The organism is Marinobacter iranensis, from assembly GCF_029207565.1.
Lineage (GTDB): Bacteria > Pseudomonadota > Gammaproteobacteria > Pseudomonadales > Oleiphilaceae > Marinobacter > Marinobacter iranensis.
Genome location: NZ_JANCMW010000005.1, coordinates 152,367 through 177,005, shown reverse-complemented (window position 1 = coordinate 177,005; position 24,639 = coordinate 152,367). Strand labels below are relative to the sequence as shown.

Sequence of the window (24,639 nt, the reverse complement as noted above, 5' to 3'; positions counted from 1 at the left end):
GATCCGAGATGTCAACTGAAATAAAAGCCCCTGTATTTCCAGAGTCGGTCGCAGAAGGAACAGTCGCGACCTGGCACAAGCAGCCTGGCGAAGCCTGTTCACGTGACGAGCTGATTGTCGATATTGAAACCGACAAAGTCGTGCTCGAAGTGGTAGCTCCGGCTGATGGTGTGATTGAGGAAATACTCAAGGGCGAAGGCGACACCGTGGAAAGCGGTGAGGTGGTAGGCAAGTTCAAGGAAGGCGCCACCGGTGAATCCAAACCTGCTGCCAAGGATGAAGGCAAAAAAGAGGAGAGCAAACAGGAGGAGGCGCCTGCGAAGTCGTCTGAAGCGCCTGCCAAATCCTCCGGCGAAGCCATTCTCAGCCCTGCAGCCCGCAAGCTGGCGGAGGAGAACAACATTTCTCCGGAGGCTATTGAAGGCACTGGAAAGGATGGTCGCGTAACCAAAGAAGACGTTCAGAATCATATAGATGCCGGGAAGTCTTCAAGTGCTGAGTCAACTCCTGCGTCGAAACCGGCTGGTGATATGCCCCAGGTGGATGTGGGCTCTGGAGAGCGCCCGGAGAAGCGCGTACCCATGACCCGTCTGCGCGCGAGCATCGCCAAGCGACTGGTCAATGCCCAGCAGACTGCTGCCATGCTCACCACGTTCAACGAAGTGAACATGGGGCCGGTGATGGAGCTGCGCAAGCAGTACAAGGAAAGTTTCGAGAAGCGTCACGGAGTCAAGCTTGGCTTCATGTCGTTCTTCACCAAGGCAGCCACCGAAGCGCTGAAGCGGTTCCCGGCGGTTAACGCCTCCATCGACGGCAACGACATGGTTTACCATGGCTATCAGGACATCGGCATTGCGGTCTCGAGTGATCGCGGGCTGGTTGTGCCTGTCGTGCGTGATACCGACGCCCTGGGCCTCGCCGACATCGAGAAGAAGATTGTCGAGTATGGTACCAAGGCCAAAGATGGCAAACTGGGTATCGAGGATATGACCGGTGGTACTTTCACCATCACCAATGGCGGTATCTTTGGTTCACTGATTTCCACACCAATCCTCAATCCCCCGCAGACGGCCATCCTGGGCATGCACAAGATTCAGGAGCGCCCGATGGCGGTGAACGGCAAGGTCGAGATTCAGCCAATGATGTACCTGGCGCTTTCCTACGACCACCGCATGATCGATGGCAAGGAAGCAGTGCAGTTCCTGGTGGCTATCAAGGAAATGCTTGAGGATCCGGCGCGTATTCTGCTGGACGTCTGAGCTGACACTTAACGAATTGGATAACGGGATAAAACATGTCTGACAAGTACGACGTAATCGTCATTGGCGCTGGTCCTGGCGGCTATGTTGCCGCAATCAAGGCAGCGCAACTGGGCCTGAAAACCGCGTGTATCGAGTCCTGGACCGATAAACAAGGCAAGAACCGGCTCGGCGGTACCTGCCTGAATGTGGGCTGTATTCCTTCGAAGGCGTTGCTGGAGATTTCTCACAAGTATGAGGAAGCCAGCCATGATTTTGCCGAGCAGGGCATCATCGCCAAGGAAGTCAGCTTCGACATCGCCAAGATGATGAAGCGCAAGGAAGGCATCGTGGACCAGCTCACCGGTGGTATCGGTGGGCTTTTCAAGTCCAACGGCGTTACACCGATTTATGGTCACGGTAAATTGCTGGCCAATCGTAACGTTGAAGTGACGGATAAGGATGGCAAGTCCAAGATCTACGAGGCAGATAACGTCATTATCGCCACGGGTTCCAAGCCGATCCAGATTCCACCGGCACCTTTCGACGGCCAGCACATTGTTGATTCCGAAGGTGCCCTGGAATTCACCGAAGTGCCCAAGCGTCTTGGTGTTATTGGCGCCGGTGTTATCGGTCTTGAGCTCGGCAGTGTCTGGGCCCGCCTGGGTTCAGAGGTAACGATGCTTGAAGCTGTGGACACGTTCCTGCCGGCCATCGACCAGCAGATTGCCAAGGATGCGCTGAAACAGTTCCAGAAACAGGGCCTTAACATAACGCTGGGTGCCCGTATGACGGGTGCGGAAGTCAAGCGCAAGCTGGTTAACGTGACCTATGAGGATTCCAAGGGTAAACAGGAAGCCAAGTTCGACAAGCTGATCGTTTGCGTTGGCCGTCGCCCATACACCGACAACCTGTTGTCTGAAGACTCCGGTGTCCAGATGGATGAGCGTGGTTTCATTTTTGTGGATGACAACTGCAAAACCGAAGCCCCGGGTGTCTGGGCTATTGGCGATGTGGTCCGCGGCCCGATGCTGGCTCACAAAGCGTCTGAAGAGGGCGTTATGGTTGCCGAGCGGATTGCCGGGCATAAGCCCCAGGTCAATTACGACTGCATTCCGAACGTTATCTACACCTCGCCGGAAGTGGCCTGGGTCGGCAAGACCGAGGAAGAAGTGAAGGCTGACGGTGAAGAGTACAACGTGGGTACCTTCCCGTTTGCCGCTAACGGTCGTGCCATGGCCGCAAATTCCACATCGGGTATGGTGAAGATCATCGCCGATGCGAAAACCGACCGTATCGTTGGTTTCCATGTGGTAGGCCCCCAGGCGTCTGAAATCGTTGCCCAGGGCGTCATCGCCATGGAGTTTGGCTCCAGTGCCGAAGATCTCGCCCTTACCTGTTTTGCACACCCGACTCTGTCTGAGTCCGTGCATGAAGCAGCTCTGGGCGTTGCCGGCGGTGCGATCCATATCGCCAACCGCCGCAAAAAGAAGTAACGCAGATCAGGAAACAGGGGCGCCAATGACGGCGCCCCGCTGCTATTAAAACGGCTGGTTTCCGGTTGCGTTAAGGGTGCGCTGAGGTGATCCCCGGCGCATCGAACCGAATTCGCACAGCGCGGGTTCAATTTCCGTATGTGGTTATCCTCCATCAGAAAGCGGGACATTAACTATGAATTTGCATGAATATCAGGGCAAGCAGCTGTTCGCTGAATATGGCCTGCCAGTATCCAAGGGCATTGCCTGCGATACCCCCAAGGACGCAGTGGCTGCTGCTGACGAAATCGGCGGCGACGCCTGGGTTGTGAAGGCCCAGGTTCACGCTGGTGGCCGCGGCAAGGCCGGTGGTGTAAAGCTGGTCAAGAGCAAGGACGAGATCCGTGCTTTTGCCGAAAACTGGCTCGGCAAGAACCTGGTGACCTACCAGACCGACGAAAACGGCCAGCCGGTCAGCAAGATTCTTGTTGAGTCCCTTACCGATATCGACCAGGAGCTTTACCTGGGTGCGGTGGTAGACCGTGGCACTCGTCGTATCGTGTTTATGGCCTCCACCGAGGGTGGTGTTGAGATCGAAAAGGTGGCTGAAGAGACTCCGGAAAAGATCCTCAAAGCCGAAGTCGATCCGCTGGTTGGCGCACAGCCATACCAGGGCCGCGAACTGGCGTTCAAGCTGGGCCTGGAAGGCAAGCAGATTGGTCAGTTCACCAAGATCTTCCTGGGCCTGGCAAAGCTGTTTGAAGAGTGCGATCTCGCACTGGTAGAGATCAACCCGCTGGTCATCACTCCGGCCGGTGATCTGCACTGCCTGGATGCCAAGATTGGCGTTGACGGTAACGCACTTTATCGCCAGAAGAAGATCCACGAGATGCACGATCCCTCCCAGGAAGATTCCCGGGAAGCGGAAGCGGCCAAGTGGGAGCTCAACTACGTGGCGCTGGAGGGCAACATCGGTTGCATGGTTAACGGTGCCGGTCTGGCCATGGGTACCATGGACATCATCAAGCTGTCCGGCGGCCAGCCTGCCAACTTCCTGGACGTTGGCGGCGGTGCCACCAAGGAACGTGTTTCCGAGGCTTTCAAGATCATTCTGTCTGACACCAACGTCAAGGCGGTTCTGGTTAACATCTTTGGCGGCATTGTTCGCTGTGACATGATTGCCGAGGGCATTATCGGCGCCGTAAAAGACGTTGGCGTCAAGGTTCCTGTGGTCGTGCGTCTGGAAGGCAACAATGCCGAGAAAGGCACACAAGTACTCGCCGACAGTGGCCTGAACATCATCGCTGCCACCAGTCTGTCCAATGCGGCAGAGCAAGTCGTTAAAGCCGCGGGGGGTAAATAATGAGCATCCTGATCAACAAAGACACCAAGGTTATCTGCCAGGGCTTTACCGGCGCACAGGGTACGTTCCACTCTGAGCAGGCCATTGAGTATGGCACCAAGATGGTTGGTGGCGTCAGCCCCGGCAAGGGCGGCACAGAGCACCTGGGCTTGCCGGTGTTCAACACCGTTCGTGAAGCGGTTGAGAAGACCGGCGCGGAAGCCACCGTTATCTACGTACCGGCTCCGTTCTGCAAGGACGCCATCATTGAAGCCGCGGACGCTGGCATCCAGCTGATCGTGTGCATCACTGAAGGCATCCCGACCATCGACATGCTCTACGCAAAAGAGTACGTCGATCGCAAGGGCGTTCGCATGATTGGGCCGAACTGTCCGGGTGTGATCACTCCGGGCGAGAGCAAGATCGGTATCATGCCGGGCCACATCCACAAGCCGGGCAGGGTGGGTATCGTATCCCGCTCAGGTACCCTGACGTACGAAGCGGTCAAGCAGACCACGGACTTCGGCTACGGCCAGTCCACTTGTGTCGGTATTGGTGGTGACCCGATCCCGGGCTCCAGCTTCATCGATATCCTGAAATTGCTGCAGGACGATCCGAAGACTGAAGCCATCGTGATGATTGGCGAGATCGGCGGTACGGCTGAGGAAGAAGCGGCAGCGTTCATCAAAGAGAACGTTACCAAGCCAGTGGTTTCTTACATTGCCGGTGTCACGGCACCTCCGGGCAAGCGTATGGGCCACGCCGGCGCCATTATTTCCGGTGGCAAGGGCACGGCGGACGAGAAATTTGCCGCCCTGAACGACGCCGGTGTCAAAACCGTGCGCAGCCTGGCCGAGATCGGCAAGGCGCTGAAGGAAGTGACTGGCTGGTAAATCATCGCCGGTGAATGAAAGCCCCCGGGTCTGCCTTGCGGACTGCCGGGGGCTTTTTGTTTTCGGGCACCGGGGCAGGTTTTTCAATGGCTTCTTAACGCGGGCCACACATAAGACTATAATGCCCGGTCAGCCTGCAATATGATGGCTGTTCCCTATAAATAGAAGGAGTTCATGCTTTGAGTTCTGTCGAATCCCAGCAACGGATATTGTCCGGCATGCGTCCCACCGGCAAGTTGCACCTTGGCCATTATCATGGTGTTCTGAAGAACTGGGTAAAACTCCAGCATGAATTCGAGTGTTTCTTCTTCGTTGCCGACTGGCACGCGCTTACCACGAACTATGATGACCCCAGCGGTATCCAGGAAAGTGTCTGGGATATGGTGATCGACTGGCTGGCGGCCGGGGTTAACCCTGGTTCCTCCACGATGTTTATCCAGTCCAAAGTGCCGGAACACGCCGAACTGCACCTGTTGTTGTCGATGATTACACCTCTGGGCTGGCTGGAGCGCGTACCCACGTACAAGGATCAGCAGGAAAAACTGCGTGAGAAGGATCTGGCCACCTATGGCTTTCTGGGCTACCCGTTACTGCAAAGCGCGGACATCCTCATGTATCGGGCCGGGCGCGTGCCCGTGGGCGCGGACCAGGTGTCTCACGTCGAGATCACCCGGGAAGTTGCCCGGCGCTTCAATCACATTTATGGCCGTGAGCCGGGATTTGAAGAGCAGGCGGAGGGGGCCATCGTCAAGATGGGCAAGAAAAACGCCAAGCTCTACCGCACACTGAAGAAGCGCTATCAGGAAGAGGGCGACCTGGAAGCCCTGGAAACGGCCCGGGCATTGCTCAAGGAGCAGCAGAACATCTCCCTGGGCGATCGTGAGCGACTCTATGGTTACATCGAAGGTGGTGGCAAGGTGATCCTGCCGGAGCCCCAGCCGTTGTTAACACCGGAATCGAAGATGCCGGGGCTGGATGGCCAGAAAATGTCCAAATCCTACAACAATTACATCGGCCTGCGGGAAGATCCTGACAGTGTTGCCCAGAAAATCCGCACCATGCAGACCGACCCGCAGCGGGTGCGAAGGACCGACCCGGGTGAGCCGGAGAAGTGCCCGGTGTGGGGGCTTCACCAGGTCTATTCCGATGCGGATACCCAGGAATGGGTGCAAACTGGATGTCGCACCGCGGGTATCGGTTGCCTGGAGTGCAAGAAGCCGCTGATAGACGCGATTATTGAAGAGCAGCGCCCCCTGCAAGAGCGCGCCCGCGAGTATGAAGGCAATCCAGACCTGGTTCACGCCATTATTGAGGAAGGCTGTGAGCACGCCAGGGATGCCGCAAGGGATACGCTGGAGGAAGTCCGGGCGGCGATGGGGCTGAGCTATCGTTGAGCCCTGGCGATGACGATTCTGGAGATACCATGACGGACGATAGCGCAGGCAAGGCAGCGGCAGAGGAGGGTGCAGAGGTACCTGTTCCGGCCGCTGAGCAGGCACCGCTCGCACGGGTCTCCGGTAAACCGATGGTTGATCTGCCCCGGGACCTTTATATACCCCCCGATGCCCTGGCGGTGTTCCTGGAGGCCTTTGAGGGCCCGCTGGACCTGCTTCTGTACCTGATCCGGCGCCAGAACATGGACATTCTGGATATCGATGTCAGTGAAATCACCAAACAGTACATGGACTACATCGGTGCAGTTGAAGCGATGCGTTTTGAACTGGCAGCGGAATACCTGGTGATGGCGGCAACCCTGGCAGAGATCAAGTCCCGGATGTTACTGCCACGACAGGAAACCGAGGATGAAGAAGACATTGATCCCCGGGCGGAACTGATCCGCCGACTGCAGCAATATGAACGCTTCAAGCAGGCCGCCGAAGACATTGACGAAATGCCCCGGCAGGAGCGGGATACCTTTTCGGCCTCAGCCGCGTTGCCCCGGATGCCCTCCAGCCACCCCCATCCCGATGTGGACTTGAAGGAAATATTGTTCGCCTTGCAGGGGGTGCTGAAGCGCGCGGACCTGTTCACCAGCCATCATGTGGAAAGGGAGCGTCTGTCCACCCGGGAGCGTATGTCGGCGATACTGTCGGTTTTGCGGGACGACCAGTTCGTCACCTTCGAAAGCCTGTTTACGCCGGATGAGGGGCGGCTTGGGGTTGTGGTGAGTTTTCTGGCGACCCTTGAGCTGGTCAAGGAACAATTGATCGAAGTGGTGCAGGCAGAAGTATTGGGCCCGATTCACGTCAGGGCCAGGGCGTCCAGATAAGCGATTGTTGTTGCACACCCTAACTCCGGTAGCGGATTTATGAACGAAGAGAACCTCCGAAAAATTCAGGCCATTACCGAAGCAGCCCTGCTTGCCGCGGGCAAACCGTTGTCTGTGGACCAGTTGCGGGACCTGTTCGGGGAAGAGGAGCGCCCGGCCCGCCAGGTGATGGAGCATGTGCTTGTCTTGCTTGAGCAGTCCTGTCATGGGCGGGGGTTCGAGCTGAAGAAGGTAGCCAGCGGCTACCGATTGCAGGTACGGGAAGAGTATGCGCCCTGGGTCGGGCGGCTGTTCGAGGAAAAACCCCAGCGGTATTCACGGGCATTGCTGGAAACCCTGGCCCTGGTGGCTTATCGCCAGCCCATCACCCGCAGCGAAATCGAGGATATTCGCGGTGTAACTGTCAGCAGTAACATCGTTCGCACGCTGCTCGAGCGGGAATGGGTGCGGGTTGTCGGGCATCGCGATGTTCCCGGCCGGCCCGCCATGTACGCTACCACCAGGCAGTTCCTGGATTACTTCAATCTCCAGGGCCTGGACCAGTTGCCTCCGCTTTCAGAAATCCGCGATCTGGAAGAGATCGGGCGGGAAATCGAAAAGAACATGCAGGCAGAGATCGAATTCGAATCTCCGGCCAGAGACGCTGGCGAACCGGAGGCGGAGGAACCCTCCGAACCCACGCCAGGACAGACACTTCACTGATGCCGCCGGCATCGGACACTCGTTAAGGACAGATTCATGGCGGCAGATCGCCCCCGCAAACCGGAACACAAAAAGCCGGAAGACGCCCCCGTTGGCGGCCCGGAACGCATCCAGAAGCTGTTGGCTCGTGCCGGTGTCGGGTCACGCCGGGAGGTCGAAGGCTGGATAGAAGCCGGCCGCCTGGTTATTAATGGCCAGCCCGTGGAACCAGGCCAGAAGGCCACCGTCGATGACCGCATTGAACTGGACGGCAAACGCCTTGATATCACCGCAGGTGCCGAAGTGGTCCGGCGAGTGCTCATCTACAACAAGCCTGAAGGCGAGGTAACCACGCGACGTGATCCGGAAGGGCGCCCAACGGTGTTTGATCGCCTGCCGCGGCTGCGTGATCATCGCTGGATTGCCATTGGCCGGCTGGATATCAACACCACCGGCCTGGTGCTTTTCACCACCGACGGCGAACTCGCCAACCGGTTGATGCACCCGTCACGGCAGATTGATCGCGAATACGCGGTACGGGTGTTTGGTGAAGTGGACGAGGCGATGATTCAGCGGCTGTCTGAAGGTGTGCTGCTGGATGATGGTATGGCGAAGTTTTCCGACATCTCCGAGGCCGGTGGCAAGGGCATAAACCAGTGGTTTCACGTGACCCTGCTGGAAGGACGGAACCGGGAAGTGCGCCGCCTGTGGGAGTCCCAGGGTGTGCGGGTCAGTCGCCTCAAGCGGGTTCGTTATGGGCCTGTTTTCCTGCCCAGCCGCTTGACCGTCGGTAAGTGGGAAGAGCTTGACCAGAAGGCGGTGGATTCACTGAGCAAGGCCGTTGACCTGAAACCGGTTGAGATTCCGGCCAAAACGCCATCCGAGCAGAAAGTCCATGATCGCAAACGGCGTAAGCAGCCCGGCGCTGCGCCCCGTAAATCCGGTGGCGCACGATGGCAGGTTGACAGCACCGGGCCTGCGAAAAAGCCAGCGGCCAAATCACCCGGCAAGTCAGGTAAACGATAGTCAGATACCGATTGCGGCGAATACCCTTGTGCAGTTCCGGCCATGGTCCTTCGCCCGGTACAGTGCTTCGTCTGCCCGCGCCACCCACTGGTCGGCAGTCTCCTCTGGAAGGCGCATGGCCACGCCACAACTGGCGGTGACACTGACATCGGTATCCCCGCAGTTCACGGTAATGGTGTTAATGAATTCGCGGATCCGGTCACCGACAACCCGGGCGTGTGCCTCGTCGGTATGGGGTAACAGGATGGCGAACTCCTCACCGCCGAAACGGTACACGCAGTCGGAATTCCGCACAGCCCTCTCAAGTTCCACAGCAGCCAGTTTCAGGATGTGATCACCCACCACATGGCCATGGCGGTCGTTCACCTGCTTGAAATGGTCCAGGTCACACAGGATCAGTGAATACTCCTCGCCATGCCGCTCACCAAGGCAGCTGGCCCTGGTCAGCGCCTCGTCCATGGCGCGCTTGTTGGGAACGCCGGTCAGAGAGTCGGTCAGCGCTGCCTGCTCAATGGCAATAAAATGACAGGCATTGCGAATAGGGCATATGGCCGCGGCAAGCATCAACTCCAGACCTTCCAGTTCCTGTTCGGTGAATTTCTGTCGCCGGCTGAGCGAGAGCGTGCCGTAAAAGCTGCCCTCGAGATTCAGTCGATAATCGCAGCGGTGAGGGCCACCCATGCCCGTGGCATAGACAAAATCCCTGGAGGTAATCTGATGTCGATAGGTCAGGTGATCATAGGGAACAACCTGACCAATTTCGTCTGCCAGTATGGCCAGTTGGGTTTCCAGATTGAGGGTCGTGGAAAGCCTGCGGGTCAGTCGCGTAAGAACATCCGGCGACTCATTCCACTCCCGGTGCGCCTGCCTGAGGGCGGCGAGTTTCTGGGGCTGCGGTCCGGATTTGTTGATAGTGGGAACGTGTTTCACTCAAAGCGGCCTGTAAAGGTATTTTTCCCGCATAGTGCATATTTCGAGCCACTAATTAAAAATAAATATAAAACAGCATGATAAAACGTAATCATTGAGTGACTTCGAGAATATTGGACATCCAGGCTTTCGGTCGTGTCAAATTTTCGGCAGGAGTTTGCCGGCATGACAGGATCGTTAAAATGTCGGACAAGGGGATTGGGCTTGCTCGTGCCTGTGGTAAACTTCTGCGCTTATTCTTTGCGGCCAGTAGCGAGTGAGCGATCAACTTTATGAGGTTTCAGGCCCCCGAAAGTCTTTCCGAGCAGATAGCCCAGCATCTGGGGCAGCGTATCGTTACCGGTGACCTGAAGCCGGGCGAGCGGATCCAGGAACTCAAGGTTGCCGGGGAACTCAATGTCAGTCGCGGCTCCGTTCGGGAGTCGCTGCTGATACTCCAGCGCCGTCATCTGGTGGATATCTTCCCACGCCGTGGCGCCGTTGTTTCCCGCCTGACACCGGAACTGGTCAACAGTCTCTACGATATCTACATTGATTTGTTGTGCATGCTCGGCCGCAAGGTACTTGAGCGCTGGTCCGGCAACGAACTCTCCGGTGTCATGGGGCAGGTTCGCGAACTGCAGGCGGTTATCGACGCCCTCAACTCATCCGGCGGTGATGCGGCCGAACAGGTAATCGACGCGGGTTTCGGGGTTATGCGTTATGCCTACGGCCTGGTGGAGAATCCGTTCCTGGAAGAGACTCTGGAGAATTTCCGCCCAGCGATCAGCCGAACCTATTTTGTGGCACTGGAAAACTTCCGCGATGAACTGGAAGAAACCGGGCGCTTTTTCCGGCAACTGGCGGAGGCCGCCATCCGTGACGATGCGGCCGGCCTCGAGAAGGCAATCAGCGAGTTCGGTGAGCACCAGCGCGAGCAGGTACTGAGCATTCTCAGGGAAGAGGTGAGCGCCTGATATGCGCCTGAAATCCATCAAGCTATCCGGTTTCAAATCGTTCGTGGACCCGACCACGGTGCCGTTCCCTTCCAACATGACCGCGGTTGTGGGCCCTAACGGTTGCGGCAAGTCCAATATCATCGATGCCGTGCGTTGGGTCATGGGTGAGAGTTCCGCCAAGTACCTCCGTGGCGAATCCATGTCCGACGTCATTTTTAACGGCTCCACCGCCCGCAAACCGGTTGGCCAGGCGTCCATTGAACTGGTCTTCGATAACAGCGACGGTTCCGCACCTGGTGAATTTGTGCGGTTCAATGAAATCTCTGTCCGGCGCCGGGTGTCCCGCGAGGGGCAGTCAGAATACTTCCTCAACGGGTCCAAATGCCGCCGTCGTGATATTACCGACCTGTTCCTGGGTACCGGCCTTGGCCCCCGCAGCTACGCTATTATCGAACAGGGTATGATCTCCCGCTTGATCGAAGCCAAGCCGGAAGAACTGCGGATGTATATCGAAGAGGCAGCGGGCATCTCCAAGTACAAGGAGCGCCGTAAGGAAACCGAAAGCCGCATCCGCCGGACCCAGGAGAACCTCGAGCGCCTGACGGACCTGAGGGAAGAACTGGGGCGCCAGTTGCAGCACCTGGAGCGACAGGCCCAGGCGGCGGAAAAGTACAAGGCCTACAAACAGGAGGAGCGCCAGAAGAAGGCCGAATTGACGGTGCTGCGCTGGCAGTCCCTGGACACCGACCTTCAGACCTGGCGCACCCGCATCCGTGATACCGAGCTGGAGCTGGAAAAGCAGTTGTCCGAGCGTGTCAGCCTGGAAACCTCCCTGGAGTCCCTGCGGGACAGCCACCAGGACCGCAACGAACATTTCAACAAGGCCCAGGCCCGCTATTACGAAGCCGGCGCCGATATCGCCCGGATCGAACAGAGCCTTGAGCACCAGCGTGAACGTAGCCGGCAGACAGCCGCGGAACTGGACCAGTCCATGGCAAACCAGCGCGAACTGGCCCGGGAACTGGAGCAGGACGAAGAAAAGCTGGCGGGTATTCAGGAAGAACTGGACATGCTGGAGCCGGAACAGGAGGCCCTGGCACTGAAATCCGAGGAATCCGGGGAAAAACTTCAGGGTGCCGAGGACGCCATGAGTGAATGGCAGCACACTTGGGAGGACTTCAGCTCCCGCTCCGCGGATGCCCGTCGGCAGGCGGAATTGGCCCAGTCCCGTATCCGCTCCCTGGAGAATGCCATTGAGCAACTCCGTACCCGCCAACAACGGCTTCAGGACGAGCAGGAACTGTTGGAAGGCCAGCTTGACCGTGCGGAACTGAACGATTTGCTGGAGCAACAGGAAACCCTGGAGCTGCAGCGGGAAGAAGCATCAGAGCGAATCAATATTGTTCAGGACGAGCTTCAGGAAGCGCGTCACCAGCAGCGGGACGCGGAGCAGACGGTAACGGATGCCCGTCAGCAGGTCCAGAGCCTCAGGGCATCGCTCGAGTCCCAGCAGGCCCTGCTGGACGAACAGATGGGCGGCCAGGACGATACCCTGCAGGCATGGCTGAATGATCGGGGCCTGAGCAACAGCCCGCGGCTGGCGAAGCAGCTCCGGATTGAGGACGGCTGGGAATTTGCCGTGGAGCAGGTGATCGGGCGTTTCAGCCAGGGGCTCAGTGTTCCCGGCCTGGGCTCGGTACAATCGGCCATGGCCGGTGCTCCTCGGGGCCTGGCCCTGGTTAGCAGTGAGCCAAACGGCAACAGCCCGTCAGATGGGCTCGCCGGCAAGGTCACCGGTGCTGGCGGCATGGCTTCCGTCCTTGCCCTTGTCGATACCGCAGAGTCCATGACAGAGGCGCTTGAGCGCCAGGGTACGTTGGCACCCGGTAAAAGCGTTATTACTCCCGAGGGTGCCTGGTTGTCCTCTGACTGGATTCTGATGCCGGATTCCGATGCCGCCCAGATTGGCGTGATCGAACGTCAGAAAAAGGTCACCGCATTGGCCAGTGAACTGGAGCAGGCGGAAGCGGCCCTGGAAGCCGCCACCGATAACCTCGACCGTTTGCTGGAGCAGTCTGAGCGCGCGGAGGCCGCCAGGGACGAGGCCCAGGCCCGCCTGTCGGACGCGGACCGGGAGTTGGCAACGCTGTCGTCAAAGATCAGCGGCCTGAAGGCCCGGGCGGAACAGATCGATGCTCGCCTGCATCGCATCCGTGACGACCTCGCGGACGTGTCCATGAACCTGGAGGAACAGCAGGCACAACTGCTGGAAACCCGGGAAGAATGGCAGCAGGCCCTGGCCTCGACGGAAGACAGCGACGAAGAGAAAGAGCGTCTTCTGGAACGCAGGGATGTGCTGCGGGAAAACCTCGACAACCTTCGCCAGGAAGCCCGGCACGATCGCGACCACGCCCACCAGTTGCAGCTTCAGTTGCAGTCCCTGAACAGCCAGCGCGACGGGCTGCGGCAAACCATCGACCGGATGCAACTGCAGAAAGAGCGCCTGGACGAACGGCTCGATATCCTCCGTGAAAGCCGTGAAAGCGCTGAGGAACCTATTGAAGACCTGCAGATGCAGTTGGAAGGGTTGCTGGACCGTCGCCTTGCCGAGGAGGAAAAACTGGGCGCGGCCCGGGATGCCCTTGAAGAGATTGACCAGGAAGTGCGTGAGAAAGAGCAGGGCCGCAGCCGCATAGAGCACACCATCCAGGATGTCAGGGCCAGCCTCGAAAAGTTGAAAATGGAATCACAGGCGCTGGAAATCCGCGCTGGTAATCATCTGGAACAGCTCGAGGAACTGGATGTCCGCCTGCAGGAAGTGCTCTCGACACTGCCGGAAAATGCCAGTGAAAAAGAGTGGGCGGACGAGCTGGAAAAGCTTGCCTCGCGCATCCAGCGTCTGGGTGCCATTAACCTGGCGGCGATTGAGGAATACCAGGTACAGAGCGAGCGCAAGACCTACCTGGACAGCCAGCACGAAGACCTGATGGAAGCCCTGGAAACCCTGGACAACGCCATACGCAAGATCGACCGGGAAACCCGCCAGCGCTTCAAGGAAACCTTTGACCAGGTGAATGGTGGCCTGCAGGCATTGTTCCCGAAGGTGTTCGGGGGTGGTAACTCCTACCTGGAACTGACCGGCGAAGATCTGCTGGAAACAGGCGTGGCGATCATGGCGCGGCCACCGGGCAAGAAAAACAGTACAATTCACCTGCTTTCGGGCGGGGAAAAAGCACTGACGGCGATCGCACTGGTGTTTTCGATTTTCCAGCTCAACCCGGCCCCGTTCTGTATGCTGGACGAGGTGGACGCGCCGCTGGACGACGCCAACGTGAGTCGTTACGCCAACATGGTGAAGGAAATGTCAAAACAGGTGCAGTTCATCTACATTACCCATAACAAGATTGCCATGGAAATGGCGGACCAGTTAATGGGCGTTACCATGCACGAGCCGGGGTGTTCGCGGCTGGTGTCGGTGGATGTGGATGAGGCCGCGGCGTTGGCGGAGGCCTGATCTCCCGCGCTCTGGCTTCGAATGATGAAACTTCGTGCAAAGATGACAAAAACGCCATCTGGCCTGTGTTTGCGTTGTATTCATTACAGGCTTTTCTTAGAGTAGCAACGATATCTGATCTGCAAACAGGACAGCACCACTATGTCTCTTAGGGAATGGTTAATTGCCATCGGTACCCTGGTCATCCTTGGTATTGTGATTGATGGCCTGCGCCGCATGAGGCGCGCCCGTAAGGAATCAATCGCAATTTCCTCCGGTATGGGGGCGGATGACCTGGACGATTCGCCGCTGGACAAGGATTACAATCCGGAACTGCCCAATGGCGGGGCCCGGACCATCTCCCGCGATACACTGGAAGAGCGCGGCTATGTGAAGCCGGAGAAGAGTCGTTTTGCCAAACCCGAGCCCAAACCCACCCGGCCGGTGGTGAGCAGCACCCGGGATACTGCATCGGAGGAGAAGGCGCAGGCGCCAGAGCCTGAGCAACTGGCAGCCAGCGAATCCGATGAGGAAGGATACGAGGCCGACACGGGATGGGGGGCTGTAGATGACGAGCCTGAAGCCGAGACCGCGGACGAAGGCATGGTGGGCGAGCCAAGAGCCGTCCAGAGTGATAGGGAAGACGCCAGCGCCGCTTCAGAGCAGGAGATGGAAGAGGCGGTTCCACCCACCGTCACCACCGAGGTTGAGGAAGACACTGCAAGGCGAGAGTCCATCGCTCGCCAGTCTGGGCAGCCCCTGGCCGGGGCCAACCGCCCGGAGGCGCGGGAGGTAATTGTTATCAATGTGCTGGCAAAGAGTGACCGGAACTTTACCGGAACCCAACTGAAAGCACTGTTTGAAGCCTGTGGCCTGGAGCATGGCGACATGGACATCTACCACCGCCACGAACGGGCAGACACCACCAGCCCCGTTCAGTTCAGCGTGGCCAGTGCCGTTGAACCCGGAACCTTCAAACCGGAAGACATGCCAGAGCTTTCCACACCTGGCATCAGTTTCTTCATGAGTATGCCCGGGCCAACCAACGCCATGCAGGCTTTCGAGTTCATGCTGGAGACGGCCCAGTGTGTGGTGCGTAACCTCGGCGGTGAACTGAAGGACGAGCGGCGCAGTGTAATGACGCCGCAGACCATCGAGCACTGTCGCCAACGCATCCGTGAATTCGAACGCAAGCAACGATCCCCCAAAAAATGACCAAAGCCTCTCCCGACGTGATCAGCCGGGCCGGAGAGCTCCGGGACCTCATCACCGAACATAACTACCAGTACTATGTTCTTGATGACCCCGGGGTTCCGGATGCCGAATACGACCGCCTGTTCCGCGAACTGCAGGAACTGGAAGCACAGTATCCCGACATTGTGACGCCGGACTCACCCACTCGCCGGGTAGGTGCCTCTGCGGAAACCACCTTCGAGGAGGTGGTGCACAGAATCCCCATGCTGTCCCTGGACAACGCATTCAGTGACGAGGAACTGCGGGATTTTGATCGCCGGGTGAAAGACCGGCTGAAAACCACCGACGACATTGAGTATGTCTGCGAGCCCAAACTGGACGGGCTTGCGGTAAGCCTGCATTACGAAAGCGGCATCCTGACCCGCGCTGCCACCCGCGGCGACGGCTACACCGGCGAGGACATAACCGCCAACATCCGAACCATTCCATCTGTGCCATTAAAGCTTCGCGGTACAAACGTACCGGAACTGGTGGAGGTCAGGGGAGAGGTCTACATGCCTCGTGACGGGTTTGAGGCCCTGAACAAACGCCTCGCGGACCGGGGCGAGAAAACCTTTGTAAACCCCCGCAACGCTGCTGCCGGAAGCCTGCGCCAGAAAAAACCCACTGTTACCGCCCGCCGCCCCCTCGAAATGTGCGCCTACAGTGTCGCACTGGAAGATGAAAGCCTTTTGCCCGCCACCCACTGGGAGGGGTTGCAGCAGGTAAAGGACTGGGGTTTCCGGATCAATCCGGAGATGCGCAAGGCGAGCGGCGCGGACGCCTGTCTGCAGGCCTACGACGAATTGATGGACAAGCGCGCCAGCCTTCCCTACGAGATCGACGGCATTGTTTTCAAGGTCAACAGTCTGGCCCTGCAGCGGCAACTGGGTTTTGTGTCCCGCGCACCTCGCTGGGCCATTGCCCAGAAGTTCCCGGCGCAGGAAGAACTGACGGTTATTGAAGACGTGGAATTCCAGGTGGGGCGCACCGGCGCGGTAACCCCGGTTGCCCGCCTGAAACCGGTATTCGTGGGGGGCGTTACTGTCAGCAACGCCACGCTCCATAACATGGACGAAATTCGCCGCCTGGATGCCCGGATTGGGGATACCGTCTTTGTCCGTCGGGCGGGGGATGTCATTCCCCAGGTGGTCAAGGTGGTGACCGAAAGGCGTCCGGAAAACGCCCGGGTGGTAGAACTGCCCGATGCTTGCCCGGTGTGCCAGTCCGACATTGTCCAGATTGAAGGCGAAGTGGTTGCACGTTGCTCCGGTGGCCTGTTCTGCCCGGCGCAACGCAAAGAGGCCATCCGCCACTACGCATCCCGCAAGGCGCTGGACATTGAGGGGTTGGGGGACAAGTGGATTGATATCCTGGTGGATCGGGAACTGGTAAACACCGTGGCTGATCTCTACCTGCTCAAGAAAGCGGACCTGACCGGCCTTGAGCGAATGGGCGAAAAATCGGCGGGCAACCTGATCGACGCCATCGATCGGTCCCGCAACCCGGTACTCTGGAAGTTCATCTATGCCCTCGGTATCCGGGAAGTAGGCGAGGCAACCGCCAAGGCCCTGGCCAGCCATTTCGGGACATTGGAAGCCATTAGCGAGGCTGACGAGGAAGCCCTGCAGTCGGTACCGGATGTCGGTCCCATTGTGGCCGGTCATATTCGCAGCTTCTTTGATCAGCCCCACAACCAGGAAACCATCCAGGCCCTGAAAGCGGCCGGCGTGCAATGGCAAAGCGAGGAAATCACAGCGGCCGAAAAGCCCCTGAAAGGGGAAACCTGGGTGTTGACGGGCACCTTGTCCGATATGACCCGGGACGACGCCAAGGCAAAGCTTGAGTCCCTGGGCGCCAAGGTGGCAGGCAGCGTATCCAAAAAGACCTCCTGTGTTGTAGCCGGTGAGGCCGCGGGCTCAAAGCTCACCAAAGCTGAAAGCCTGGGTGTGCAGGTCATGGACGAACAGGCCTTTATTGACTTCCTGGCAACCCACAATATTGAACCCTGAGGCCGCGGCGCCCACCGCCGTGGCCTGATTCTGAGAACTCGCGCAGATCCCGCCCGTTATAAATTGATTACCATGAGCCTGTTCTGTAACGGTGTGTAACGCACCCATAAAAACAATGCTCTGAAACGGACTTTTCCATGCGCGCCGATTCGCTACCTCGCAGCTTTGCCCGAGCCGGGTATCTTGCCCTGCTGTCCTTTGTTGTCATTGCTGTTGGCGGTTGCAAGACCGAACAGGATGCCGACGACCCGTTCATCCTGGGTGTCCCGCCGAATGACGCCTACCTTGGCGTTGAATACGCCTACAACTTCGGTGCCTTTGACAGTGATGACATTCTCGATTACTCGCTCACCAACGCCCCTTCCTGGCTGGCACTGGAAGACACCACCAACAAGGCGCGCCAGGGCGTCATCATGCGGGGTGTTCCAGGGCTGACCGGTGGCTCACGGGGCCGGGATGACCTGGGCACAACCGAGAACATCACCCTGGTTGCTAATGATGGCAGCTCGGCCGGAGCCCAGCCCTTCGAGATTGAAGTGCAGGAAAATGTTATCAGCCTTGCCATTGAGGATTTCACCGAGGGAGAGGCAACCGAAGCGCCCGAGGAAAGGGATAGTCGCTGCGAGGCGCCGGAACTGGGTGAGACCGGCAGCCAGACCTACGATGTGAACATCTACGACGACGATGGATCGGTGATCGATACCGAGCAACGTACGACCGACACTTATCCGGTTCTGGTCCGCGTGCTTCTGGACCAGCCTTCTGTCACGCGGGTGGCCGTCGCCTTCGAGCTGGACTCCAGCTTCAATCCGTCACGCTGCGACGAAGGTTTTGACCCTCCGCACCAACGCTGCGAGAACGGGGCGGCCAACAATAATGAAGCGATTATCGGCAAGGACATTGTTGGCTTGGGCACCGCCAGTGAAGGGGCACTGCCGGTGCCCTCCTATCTGGAATACCAGCCCGGTGACGAGGGCTTCCTGTCAAAGGGGGTGATCACGCTGGAGCCTGGAATCACCGAATGCTACATAAGGCTGGAAGTCATTGAGGATTCCGAGCCAGAGCCACTGGAAACCCTGAACCTCAGGCTGACCGAGGTACGTTCCGGGCTGGCCGGCCTGGGCAGCTCCAATTCCGGGGTGAGAGAATTGCTGCGGATTGAGGACAACGAGCCGTCAGTGCGCCTGGAGACCACTTCCGGCGGCACCCGGGACGCCATCAATGTTGGGGATACTCAGGAATACGTCGCTTTGATCAGCGGCGAGCGCACCGGTGCCTACAAGGTGAAGCTGGGTGAGGATGATGATTCCGAGGTTATCCTGGGCGAGGATTTTATTGTTCAGGTTCGGGACGAGAATGATGACTGGACGGATGGGGAGATCCTTACGTTTGAAGAAGGTACCGGGGAGGTTCACTTTCGCATCAGGGTTCCCGACACCTACACCAATGGCCAGCTGGAGAACGACCGGTTTATCCTGCTGGGCCTGGATGAGCGTTACCAGTCCGGAAGGGAGAATTTCGCGGCCACGGCGGATGCCGACAAACTGCGAGTCAATATCAATGAGCTGACCTCGCCGCTCGCGGTGGGCGAAAGCGCGGGCTTTGTACCTACGGATACAGCGATGGGGCATGATGGCCGCCTTTTCGTTGCCGGCTATCGCGTTGATGACGGCAACCGACCCTGGGTCCGTATTTTCAATCAGAAAGGGGACATGAGCGAGCAACGGTTGTCGGAAGCCGCCGTTACTGCCGGAGCCGGGCCTGTTATTGGATTCGCGGAACGGGAGGTAGAGGAAGGGGGCGATGATGTCACCCGCTACGAATTTGTGGTTTCCTTCGGCAGTGACGAGACCCCCGCCGGTGACCCCAGTGGCAACGGTGTGGACGTTCATACTCTCCTGTACTTCTTCGACACGGCCCCGGATCCTGATAGCTATGTATTGGTATGGGACATCGTCACTGGCACATCCGGTGATGATATTCCCAGGTGGACGGGCATTGATGAAGGCAGCGGCTACGTGGTCAATACCGGTGAGACCAACGGCCAATGGCCAAACGAGAGCGCCGCAGGGGGCGTGGACAGCTTCCTCCAAAGAATTGACACCACTGTGGACGGGAATTCGGTGGTGCCTGTTGTTGCCTGGACAAGACAGGTGGGCTCTGCCGGACACGACGAGTCCGTTGTTGGCGGCAGCACGTCTGCCAGCAGCCCGCTGCTGATCGGCAGCTCCTCCGGCGCTGTCAGGGGTGAACCCCAGCTTGGGAGAAGGGACCTGTTCTTCTACGTTGCATCCAGCGCCGACAGCACTATTAACGTCAATCAGCGCGGAACCGGCGGCGATGAGAACCCCGTCAACGCCATCTACGGCACAAACAACATCTGGATGGTTGGCCAGAGCAACGGTCGTTATCGGGTTGAATCCGAAAATACCGCCCGTTCCCTACAGCGTAGCCAGCTCAACAGTCAGGCCGGGTTTGCCCTGTCCTACACCACAGCCGGGGATGTCACCCGTGCCTTCACCTTTAACGATGAGGATGATGTCTCTACCGAATCCCTGAACGCTGTCAGGCCTTATGACGGGGACATACTGGTGGCGGGCAGGACCAATGGCAATTTTGCACAGAGTGAGGGCAACAGCCTGGATAATCCCATCCTGGCGCGGATCCGGCTTGAGGATGCTATCAGCGATGATGGTGAAACCGAAAACGAGAGCCGTGAATGGCGAAGGCAGTTGTCGTTAGGGGGCGCCGAGGGCGACATCGTCAGCCTGGAAAACTACCGGGATGATGAGATTACAGCGCTGGTCAGAATCCTGGGCGCAACGTCAGACAGCTGGGAGATTCGGCTGTTTACAGGAGAGGGCCACCCGCTGCATTAAATTCAGCAGTGGGTGCCAATGGTTATACGCTACCTTCATGCCTTCCGGCATCGGCGTATAGCCTCAGGTAGTCCGTACTGGTCACAATTCCGGACGGGCGGCCTTTTTCATCAACCACCAGCGCCGCGTTCAACTGATGAGCCAGCATCAGTCTTGCAAGCTGATGTGCATCAGTCTCGGGAGACGAGGTCAGGAAGGCGGGCAGCTCAATGTTCACGAAGCTTGAGCCCATGGCATCCGCATTGGTTTCGTGCAGCCATGCCAGAAGCCAGCGCAAATCCACAAGCCCCGCAACGTTACCCTCTGCCGTAATCACAATGTGATGCACGCCGTTCTCATCCATGGCATCCAGTGCCTCGGCGACGGTTGCGGTTGCTGGCTGGGAATAGAGGGCCGGCGTACAAATCTGGGATACCGGCAGGTAGGCACGTCTCTCTTTGGGTTCACCGGAAGCCGCAGCACCGTATTCCTCAATGGCACGTTGTCTGCCAGACCTGGCTGCCAACTGGAACTCCGCGTCGGTTGTCTCGCTGTGCCTCACGTCGATGCTGTGTGACTCAGTCAATTCTGTAACGTCGTCCACGCGGCGGCCCCGGAATATTTCCGGCAGGCGGGTTCCGACAGGTCTGCCGGGTTCACTGACATGAATGGACATAGCGATTTGCTCCGGTAACAACAGGGCCTTTTCAGGGTATCGGCCGGATATTTGATTTCTTCAGGCGCTAATGGTTTCCGGCTGGACGATTTCCGGACGATGGCAGCGGTGAGTCGCCACACGCTTCGCCAGAGAACGCGGAAGGCACTGAGGTTGCCCGGAGATCCGGTCGGCAATGTATTCCGCCAATAGCGGTGCATAACTCAACCCTTTGCTGCCCAGGCCGGTAAACAGGTCAATGCCTTCAAGCGCATGACCGTGTGCGTCCATCAGGGGGCCGGCGACTGGTTGGTAATCATGGGTAGTGCAGCGAAAGCCGACTTTGCCCTCGAAGTCGTCAGGTTCCGACTCCGGTACCTGCAGGGCGCCGGGAATCATCGAGTCGAGCATCGACAGGTTGTCCCGGTGGCTGTTGGTGGAGAGCGCCGGTGAATGGTCGTGAAGGTCGAAGGTGGCGCCGGCCAGCGCAATACCGTTGTGGGCAGGGTTCAGGTAACCTGAGCCGCATACGACAACGTTGGGGCATTTTAAAGACGCCGCCGGCACATGGGTGACCTGCCCACGTATGGCGCGGAAGCGGAAGCCGCCGTGCAGGGGAATCAGGCCGGGGGTTTGATGGCCGGCACAGATGATCACCCGGTCAACCACGACATCCTGCTCACCGTTGCCGGCGATATGCCATTTGCCATTGCAGGGGGTCAGCCGGTGTACGTCAAAACCGAAGCACCGGCGTATACGCGGATGCTCCATAAGAGACTGGCATAGCCTGCCGGGTTCAAGCCAGCCACTGCCTGGAAACCACAAGCCTCCCCGTTGCAGGGGAACGCCCGCCAGTTCCGAGGCTTCTTCCGGGCTGACACGGCGTAGTACACCTGCCGGATAGTCATTGCGCTCGATAAAACGGGCCTGGCGCTCCTGCTCACTGTCACTGTGGGCGAGCTGCACAAGCCCGGACGGGTGCCAGCAATCGCCACCGAACTGTTGATAGTAGCGCTGGCTGAATAACAACGACGAGAGACCGAGTCTCGCCTGGTCATTGAACTCTACCCCCAGTTTCACATACAGGGCACCCTGGAGATTGCCGGAAGCGGCTGTTCCTGCCTCTTCTGCCTGATCAATCACGGTGACATGGAGCCCGCGTTGGGCGAGGTTACGGGCAAGCAGGCTGCCTGCAACTCCGGCACCAATAATGGCGATGGATTCAATGTCATTGGCTGCGGCAGGTGTTGCGTGGGCCGCAGGGGCGGCAAGTGCACCGGCCAACATGTCTCGCTTGCTACCAAAACCGGGCACCTTGTGCATGGTAAAGCCAAGTTTGGTCAACAGCCGGCGAACTTCCCCGACGGAGGTAAAGGTGGCAAGCGTGGTGCCGGGCTTGCTGTGGCCGCGTATGGCATCAATCGCCGCCTCTGTCCACATGTCAGGATTCCTGGCGGGCGAAAAGCCGTCCAGGAACCAGGCGTCTGCCCGGAAATCAAGCTCGCGCCAGGCGTCAAGCACGTCACCAAAAAACAGGGTCAGCCTCACACGCCCGCCGTCGAAGATGAGCCGGTGGGCGCCGTGAATCGGTTCGGGGTACTGTTCCAGTAGTTGATTGGCGTAGTCGCTCAACTCCGGCCACATGGAGAGCGCCCGCGCCAGGTCGTCCTGGGAGAGCGGGTAGCGCTCGGCGGAAACAAAATGCAGGCAGGCATCGGCTGACGAAGCAGATTGATCCCAGGCTTGCCAGGCGGCAAGGAAGTTCAGCCCGGTACCAAACCCGGTTTCCGCAATAACGAATGAGCCTGCAGCGGGAACCTCCGGGAAACGTTCCGTGAGCTGGTTGTGGCTGACGAACACGTGGCGCGTCTCTTCAAGCCCGTTGTCGCGGCTGAAGTAGACATCGCTGAAACGGCGAGAGTAGGGAGCACCCTCATGCCATTCAATGCCGGCGGTTTCGATGGATGGAAGCCTTGAATCCGTTATCACTGTTTCTCTACCCGTCTGTTACTCGATTATTCAGCAGTGGTATCGGTTTGCCTGACCGAAACGCTATGAATGACGATGGGCTCCCGGGGTACATCCGCCATACCCCGGGATCTTACGGTTTCCTTACTGGCGATGGCGTCCACAACACCCATACCGCCGGTGACCTTTCCGAATACGGCGTAGCCTGGCCCGCGAACTCCAGCGTCAAGGAAGCCGTTATCGGTGAGGTTGATAAAGAACTGGGAAGTGGCGGAGTCCGGTGCGCTTGTGCGTGCCATGGCGATAGTGCCCCTCAGGTTCTTGGCCGTTGGTTTGGCCTCGTTAGGGACTGGGCTTCGGGTCTGTTTCTGCTTCAGGTTTTCGTCAAAGCCACCGCCCTGGATCATGAAGCCGGGGATAACGCGGTGGAAAAGCGTGCCTTCGTAGAAACCGCTCTTCGCGTAGGTGATGAAATTGTCCACGGTTTCGGGCGCAATATCGGGGCGCAGGGTCACTTCAATGGCGCCTTCGCTGGTTTCAATAATCACCTGCGGTAATTCGTTCTGGCTTTCCTCCGCAACCGCCGAGAAGCTGAAACCCAGCATGATCGTTACAGATAGGGCGATCTGCATCACATAACGAAACGGTTTTACGGAATTTGTCATCCTACAATGGCTCACGTTGTTAGCTCCGGGAATGTTTGCTGCGATACTGTCGCCATGGGCTCCTGCATGTAACAGGATGTTAGCAGAAATTGCTTGTCAAGTCGGGCAGATTCACAGCGAAGTTCATGACTATCAGCTAACCTTTTAACGCATCATGGATACAGATGCAGTCTGACCGGGCCAGGTTGTACGGCAATCACTGTGAACTGAGTGGAGGCATACCGTGAAAATCCGTCAGGGTTTCGAAGAAAAATCCCGTCTTGGCCGGTTGCTGATAAACCGTGGCTACCTTTCCGAAAGCCAGCTTGAAGAGGGCTTGCGTTTACAGCGCGAGACCGGGCAGCGATTGGGTGAAGTGTTTGTCCAGTCTGGCTGGATTACCGAACGCGAGCTTCACCGTGTCCTCAAGCACCAGTCCCGATACCGAAATGCGGCCGCGCTGGTTACCATGGCTGTACTGCCGTTCCAGCCGTTGATCAGTTTCGCGGCGGGCAACCCCTCAAATGACTCCCGGGATACCAGCAACTCAGGCCAACTCTACGAACGTTCCGGGTTTGCGCCACTGAACGATGAGGAAATGGCTGGTGTTTCCGGGCAGGGTGATCAAACCCTGATGGAGCGCCTCGCTAATGTGTCAGCCATGGTCGGGGAGGATGGCGGGGCGGGCCAGGTGGAACCGGACGTTGTTGAAGGTCTGAAGCTGACGGCGAATATCTTCGTGCCGGTATTGAATTTCCTGGATTCCGACCTGACCATTTCCGGGGTGCACTACCGGGACGATGTTCCCCGGTACGCCATTCGGGATGATGGGGGGCTGACAATGGCTTTCCCGGAAAGGATTGAACAGATCCGCATGGACAATATCAGGGTCAGTGGCAGCCAGGGACCGTCCATGGGCAACATTGCCATCGACAACATCCGTTTTCACCCGGACTCACAGATGACGATCTATACCCGCTGAGC

18 protein-coding genes are annotated in these 24,639 nt (G+C 58.3%); 14 read left to right on the top strand and 4 right to left on the bottom strand.

The window, feature by feature from the left end:
• Positions 1-8 precede the first annotated feature (8 nt).
• From odhB to rluB, 8 genes are all read left to right on the top strand, one after another.
• Positions 9-1,259 carry a 2-oxoglutarate dehydrogenase complex dihydrolipoyllysine-residue succinyltransferase gene (odhB, locus tag NLU14_RS10275; protein WP_275706145.1) on the top strand — a complete coding sequence of 417 codons (1,251 nt, stop codon included), beginning with the start codon at positions 9-11 and terminating at the stop codon, positions 1,257-1,259.
• 35 nt (positions 1,260-1,294) lie between these two features.
• The gene (gene lpdA / locus NLU14_RS10270) at positions 1,295-2,734 is read left to right on the top strand and encodes a dihydrolipoyl dehydrogenase (protein ID WP_275706144.1); all 1,440 of its coding nucleotides are present in this window, start codon (positions 1,295-1,297) and stop codon (positions 2,732-2,734) included.
• A gap of 175 nt (positions 2,735-2,909) precedes the next feature.
• Positions 2,910-4,076 carry an ADP-forming succinate--CoA ligase subunit beta gene (sucC, locus tag NLU14_RS10265; protein ID WP_275706143.1) on the top strand — a complete coding sequence of 389 codons (1,167 nt, stop codon included), beginning with the start codon at positions 2,910-2,912 and terminating at the stop codon, positions 4,074-4,076.
• Complete coding sequence (gene sucD / locus NLU14_RS10260; protein ID WP_275706142.1) at positions 4,076-4,948, top strand: succinate--CoA ligase subunit alpha; 873 nt, start codon at positions 4,076-4,078, stop codon at positions 4,946-4,948. Before sucC ends, sucD begins: the two co-directional genes overlap by 1 nt.
• Before the next feature lie 179 nt (positions 4,949-5,127).
• Positions 5,128-6,342, top strand: a complete 1,215-nt coding sequence (locus NLU14_RS10255) for a tryptophan--tRNA ligase (protein ID WP_275706141.1) — start codon at positions 5,128-5,130, stop codon at positions 6,340-6,342.
• 29 nt (positions 6,343-6,371) lie between these two features.
• Positions 6,372-7,217, top strand: coding sequence for a segregation and condensation protein A (locus tag NLU14_RS10250; RefSeq protein WP_275706140.1), 846 nt, complete (start codon positions 6,372-6,374; stop codon positions 7,215-7,217).
• Between the two features lie 39 nt (positions 7,218-7,256).
• Entirely contained in the window at positions 7,257-7,919 is a 663-nt protein-coding gene (gene scpB, locus NLU14_RS10245; protein ID WP_275706139.1) for an SMC-Scp complex subunit ScpB, read from the top strand.
• Between the two features lie 36 nt (positions 7,920-7,955).
• Positions 7,956-8,924, top strand: a complete 969-nt coding sequence (gene rluB, locus NLU14_RS10240) for a 23S rRNA pseudouridine(2605) synthase RluB (RefSeq protein ID WP_275706138.1) — start codon at positions 7,956-7,958, stop codon at positions 8,922-8,924.
• Here rluB and NLU14_RS10235 read toward each other — a convergent pair whose 3' ends face one another.
• Positions 8,925-9,854: a GGDEF domain-containing protein gene (locus NLU14_RS10235; protein WP_275706137.1), complete on the bottom strand. Its 930-nt coding sequence runs from the start codon at positions 9,852-9,854 to the stop codon at positions 8,925-8,927.
• A 272-nt stretch (positions 9,855-10,126) separates the two neighbouring features.
• Between NLU14_RS10235 and NLU14_RS10230 the strand changes: the two genes are divergently transcribed.
• The 5 genes from NLU14_RS10230 (at position 10,127) to NLU14_RS10210 (ending at position 20,409) form a co-directional block, all read left to right on the top strand.
• Positions 10,127-10,810 carry a GntR family transcriptional regulator gene (locus NLU14_RS10230; RefSeq protein ID WP_275706136.1) on the top strand — a complete coding sequence of 228 codons (684 nt, stop codon included), beginning with the start codon at positions 10,127-10,129 and terminating at the stop codon, positions 10,808-10,810.
• Position 10,811: 1 nt separating this feature from the next.
• Positions 10,812-14,306 carry a chromosome segregation protein SMC gene (smc, locus tag NLU14_RS10225; protein ID WP_275706135.1) on the top strand — a complete coding sequence of 1,165 codons (3,495 nt, stop codon included), beginning with the start codon at positions 10,812-10,814 and terminating at the stop codon, positions 14,304-14,306.
• A gap of 141 nt (positions 14,307-14,447) precedes the next feature.
• Positions 14,448-15,500, top strand: a complete 1,053-nt coding sequence (gene zipA / locus NLU14_RS10220; protein WP_275706134.1) for a cell division protein ZipA — start codon at positions 14,448-14,450, stop codon at positions 15,498-15,500.
• On the top strand, positions 15,497-17,530 hold the full coding sequence (gene ligA, locus NLU14_RS10215) for an NAD-dependent DNA ligase LigA (protein ID WP_275706133.1): 2,034 nt from the start codon (positions 15,497-15,499) through the stop codon (positions 17,528-17,530). Before zipA ends, ligA begins: the two co-directional genes overlap by 4 nt.
• 137 nt (positions 17,531-17,667) lie before the next feature.
• A complete protein-coding gene (locus tag NLU14_RS10210) occupies positions 17,668-20,409 on the top strand; it encodes a hypothetical protein (protein ID WP_275706132.1) in 2,742 nt (913 codons plus the stop codon).
• A 22-nt stretch (positions 20,410-20,431) separates the two neighbouring features.
• On the opposite strand, the gene NLU14_RS10205 is transcribed toward NLU14_RS10210, so the two are convergent.
• From NLU14_RS10205 to NLU14_RS10195, 3 genes are read right to left on the bottom strand one after another with little or no spacing between them, the layout of a single operon-like run.
• Positions 20,432-21,064, bottom strand: coding sequence for a CBS domain-containing protein (locus NLU14_RS10205; protein WP_275706131.1), 633 nt, complete (start codon positions 21,062-21,064; stop codon positions 20,432-20,434).
• Positions 21,065-21,124: 60 nt separating this feature from the next.
• Positions 21,125-23,032 (bottom strand): bifunctional tRNA (5-methylaminomethyl-2-thiouridine)(34)-methyltransferase MnmC2/FAD-dependent 5-carboxymethylaminomethyl-2-thiouridine(34) oxidoreductase MnmC1, encoded by a 1,908-nt coding sequence (gene mnmC, locus NLU14_RS10200; protein ID WP_275706130.1) that lies wholly within the window; start codon positions 23,030-23,032, stop codon positions 21,125-21,127.
• A gap of 26 nt (positions 23,033-23,058) precedes the next feature.
• Positions 23,059-23,676 carry a peptidylprolyl isomerase gene (locus NLU14_RS10195; protein ID WP_275706129.1) on the bottom strand — a complete coding sequence of 206 codons (618 nt, stop codon included), beginning with the start codon at positions 23,674-23,676 and terminating at the stop codon, positions 23,059-23,061.
• 223 nt (positions 23,677-23,899) lie between these two features.
• Here NLU14_RS10195 and NLU14_RS10190 point away from each other — a divergent pair, with 223 nt between their 5' ends.
• Positions 23,900-24,637: a cyclic di-GMP-binding domain-containing protein, MshE-related gene (locus tag NLU14_RS10190; protein WP_275706128.1), complete on the top strand. Its 738-nt coding sequence runs from the start codon at positions 23,900-23,902 to the stop codon at positions 24,635-24,637.
• Positions 24,638-24,639: the final 2 nt, after the last annotated feature.

Coding starts and splice junctions, on each gene's coding strand:
- odhB (WP_275706145.1), top strand. CDS start 9: ATGTCAACTGAAATAAAAGCCCCTGTATTTCCAGAGTCGGTCGCAGAA.
- lpdA (WP_275706144.1), top strand. CDS start 1,295: ATGTCTGACAAGTACGACGTAATCGTCATTGGCGCTGGTCCTGGCGGC.
- sucC (WP_275706143.1), top strand. CDS start 2,910: ATGAATTTGCATGAATATCAGGGCAAGCAGCTGTTCGCTGAATATGGC.
- sucD (WP_275706142.1), top strand. CDS start 4,076: ATGAGCATCCTGATCAACAAAGACACCAAGGTTATCTGCCAGGGCTTT.
- NLU14_RS10250 (WP_275706140.1), top strand. CDS start 6,372: ATGACGGACGATAGCGCAGGCAAGGCAGCGGCAGAGGAGGGTGCAGAG.
- scpB (WP_275706139.1), top strand. CDS start 7,257: ATGAACGAAGAGAACCTCCGAAAAATTCAGGCCATTACCGAAGCAGCC.
- rluB (WP_275706138.1), top strand. CDS start 7,956: ATGGCGGCAGATCGCCCCCGCAAACCGGAACACAAAAAGCCGGAAGAC.
- NLU14_RS10230 (WP_275706136.1), top strand. CDS start 10,127: ATGAGGTTTCAGGCCCCCGAAAGTCTTTCCGAGCAGATAGCCCAGCAT.
- smc (WP_275706135.1), top strand. CDS start 10,812: ATGCGCCTGAAATCCATCAAGCTATCCGGTTTCAAATCGTTCGTGGAC.
- zipA (WP_275706134.1), top strand. CDS start 14,448: ATGTCTCTTAGGGAATGGTTAATTGCCATCGGTACCCTGGTCATCCTT.
- ligA (WP_275706133.1), top strand. CDS start 15,497: ATGACCAAAGCCTCTCCCGACGTGATCAGCCGGGCCGGAGAGCTCCGG.
- NLU14_RS10210 (WP_275706132.1), top strand. CDS start 17,668: ATGCGCGCCGATTCGCTACCTCGCAGCTTTGCCCGAGCCGGGTATCTT.
- NLU14_RS10205 (WP_275706131.1), bottom strand. CDS start 21,064: ATGTCCATTCATGTCAGTGAACCCGGCAGACCTGTCGGAACCCGCCTG.
- NLU14_RS10195 (WP_275706129.1), bottom strand. CDS start 23,676: ATGACAAATTCCGTAAAACCGTTTCGTTATGTGATGCAGATCGCCCTA.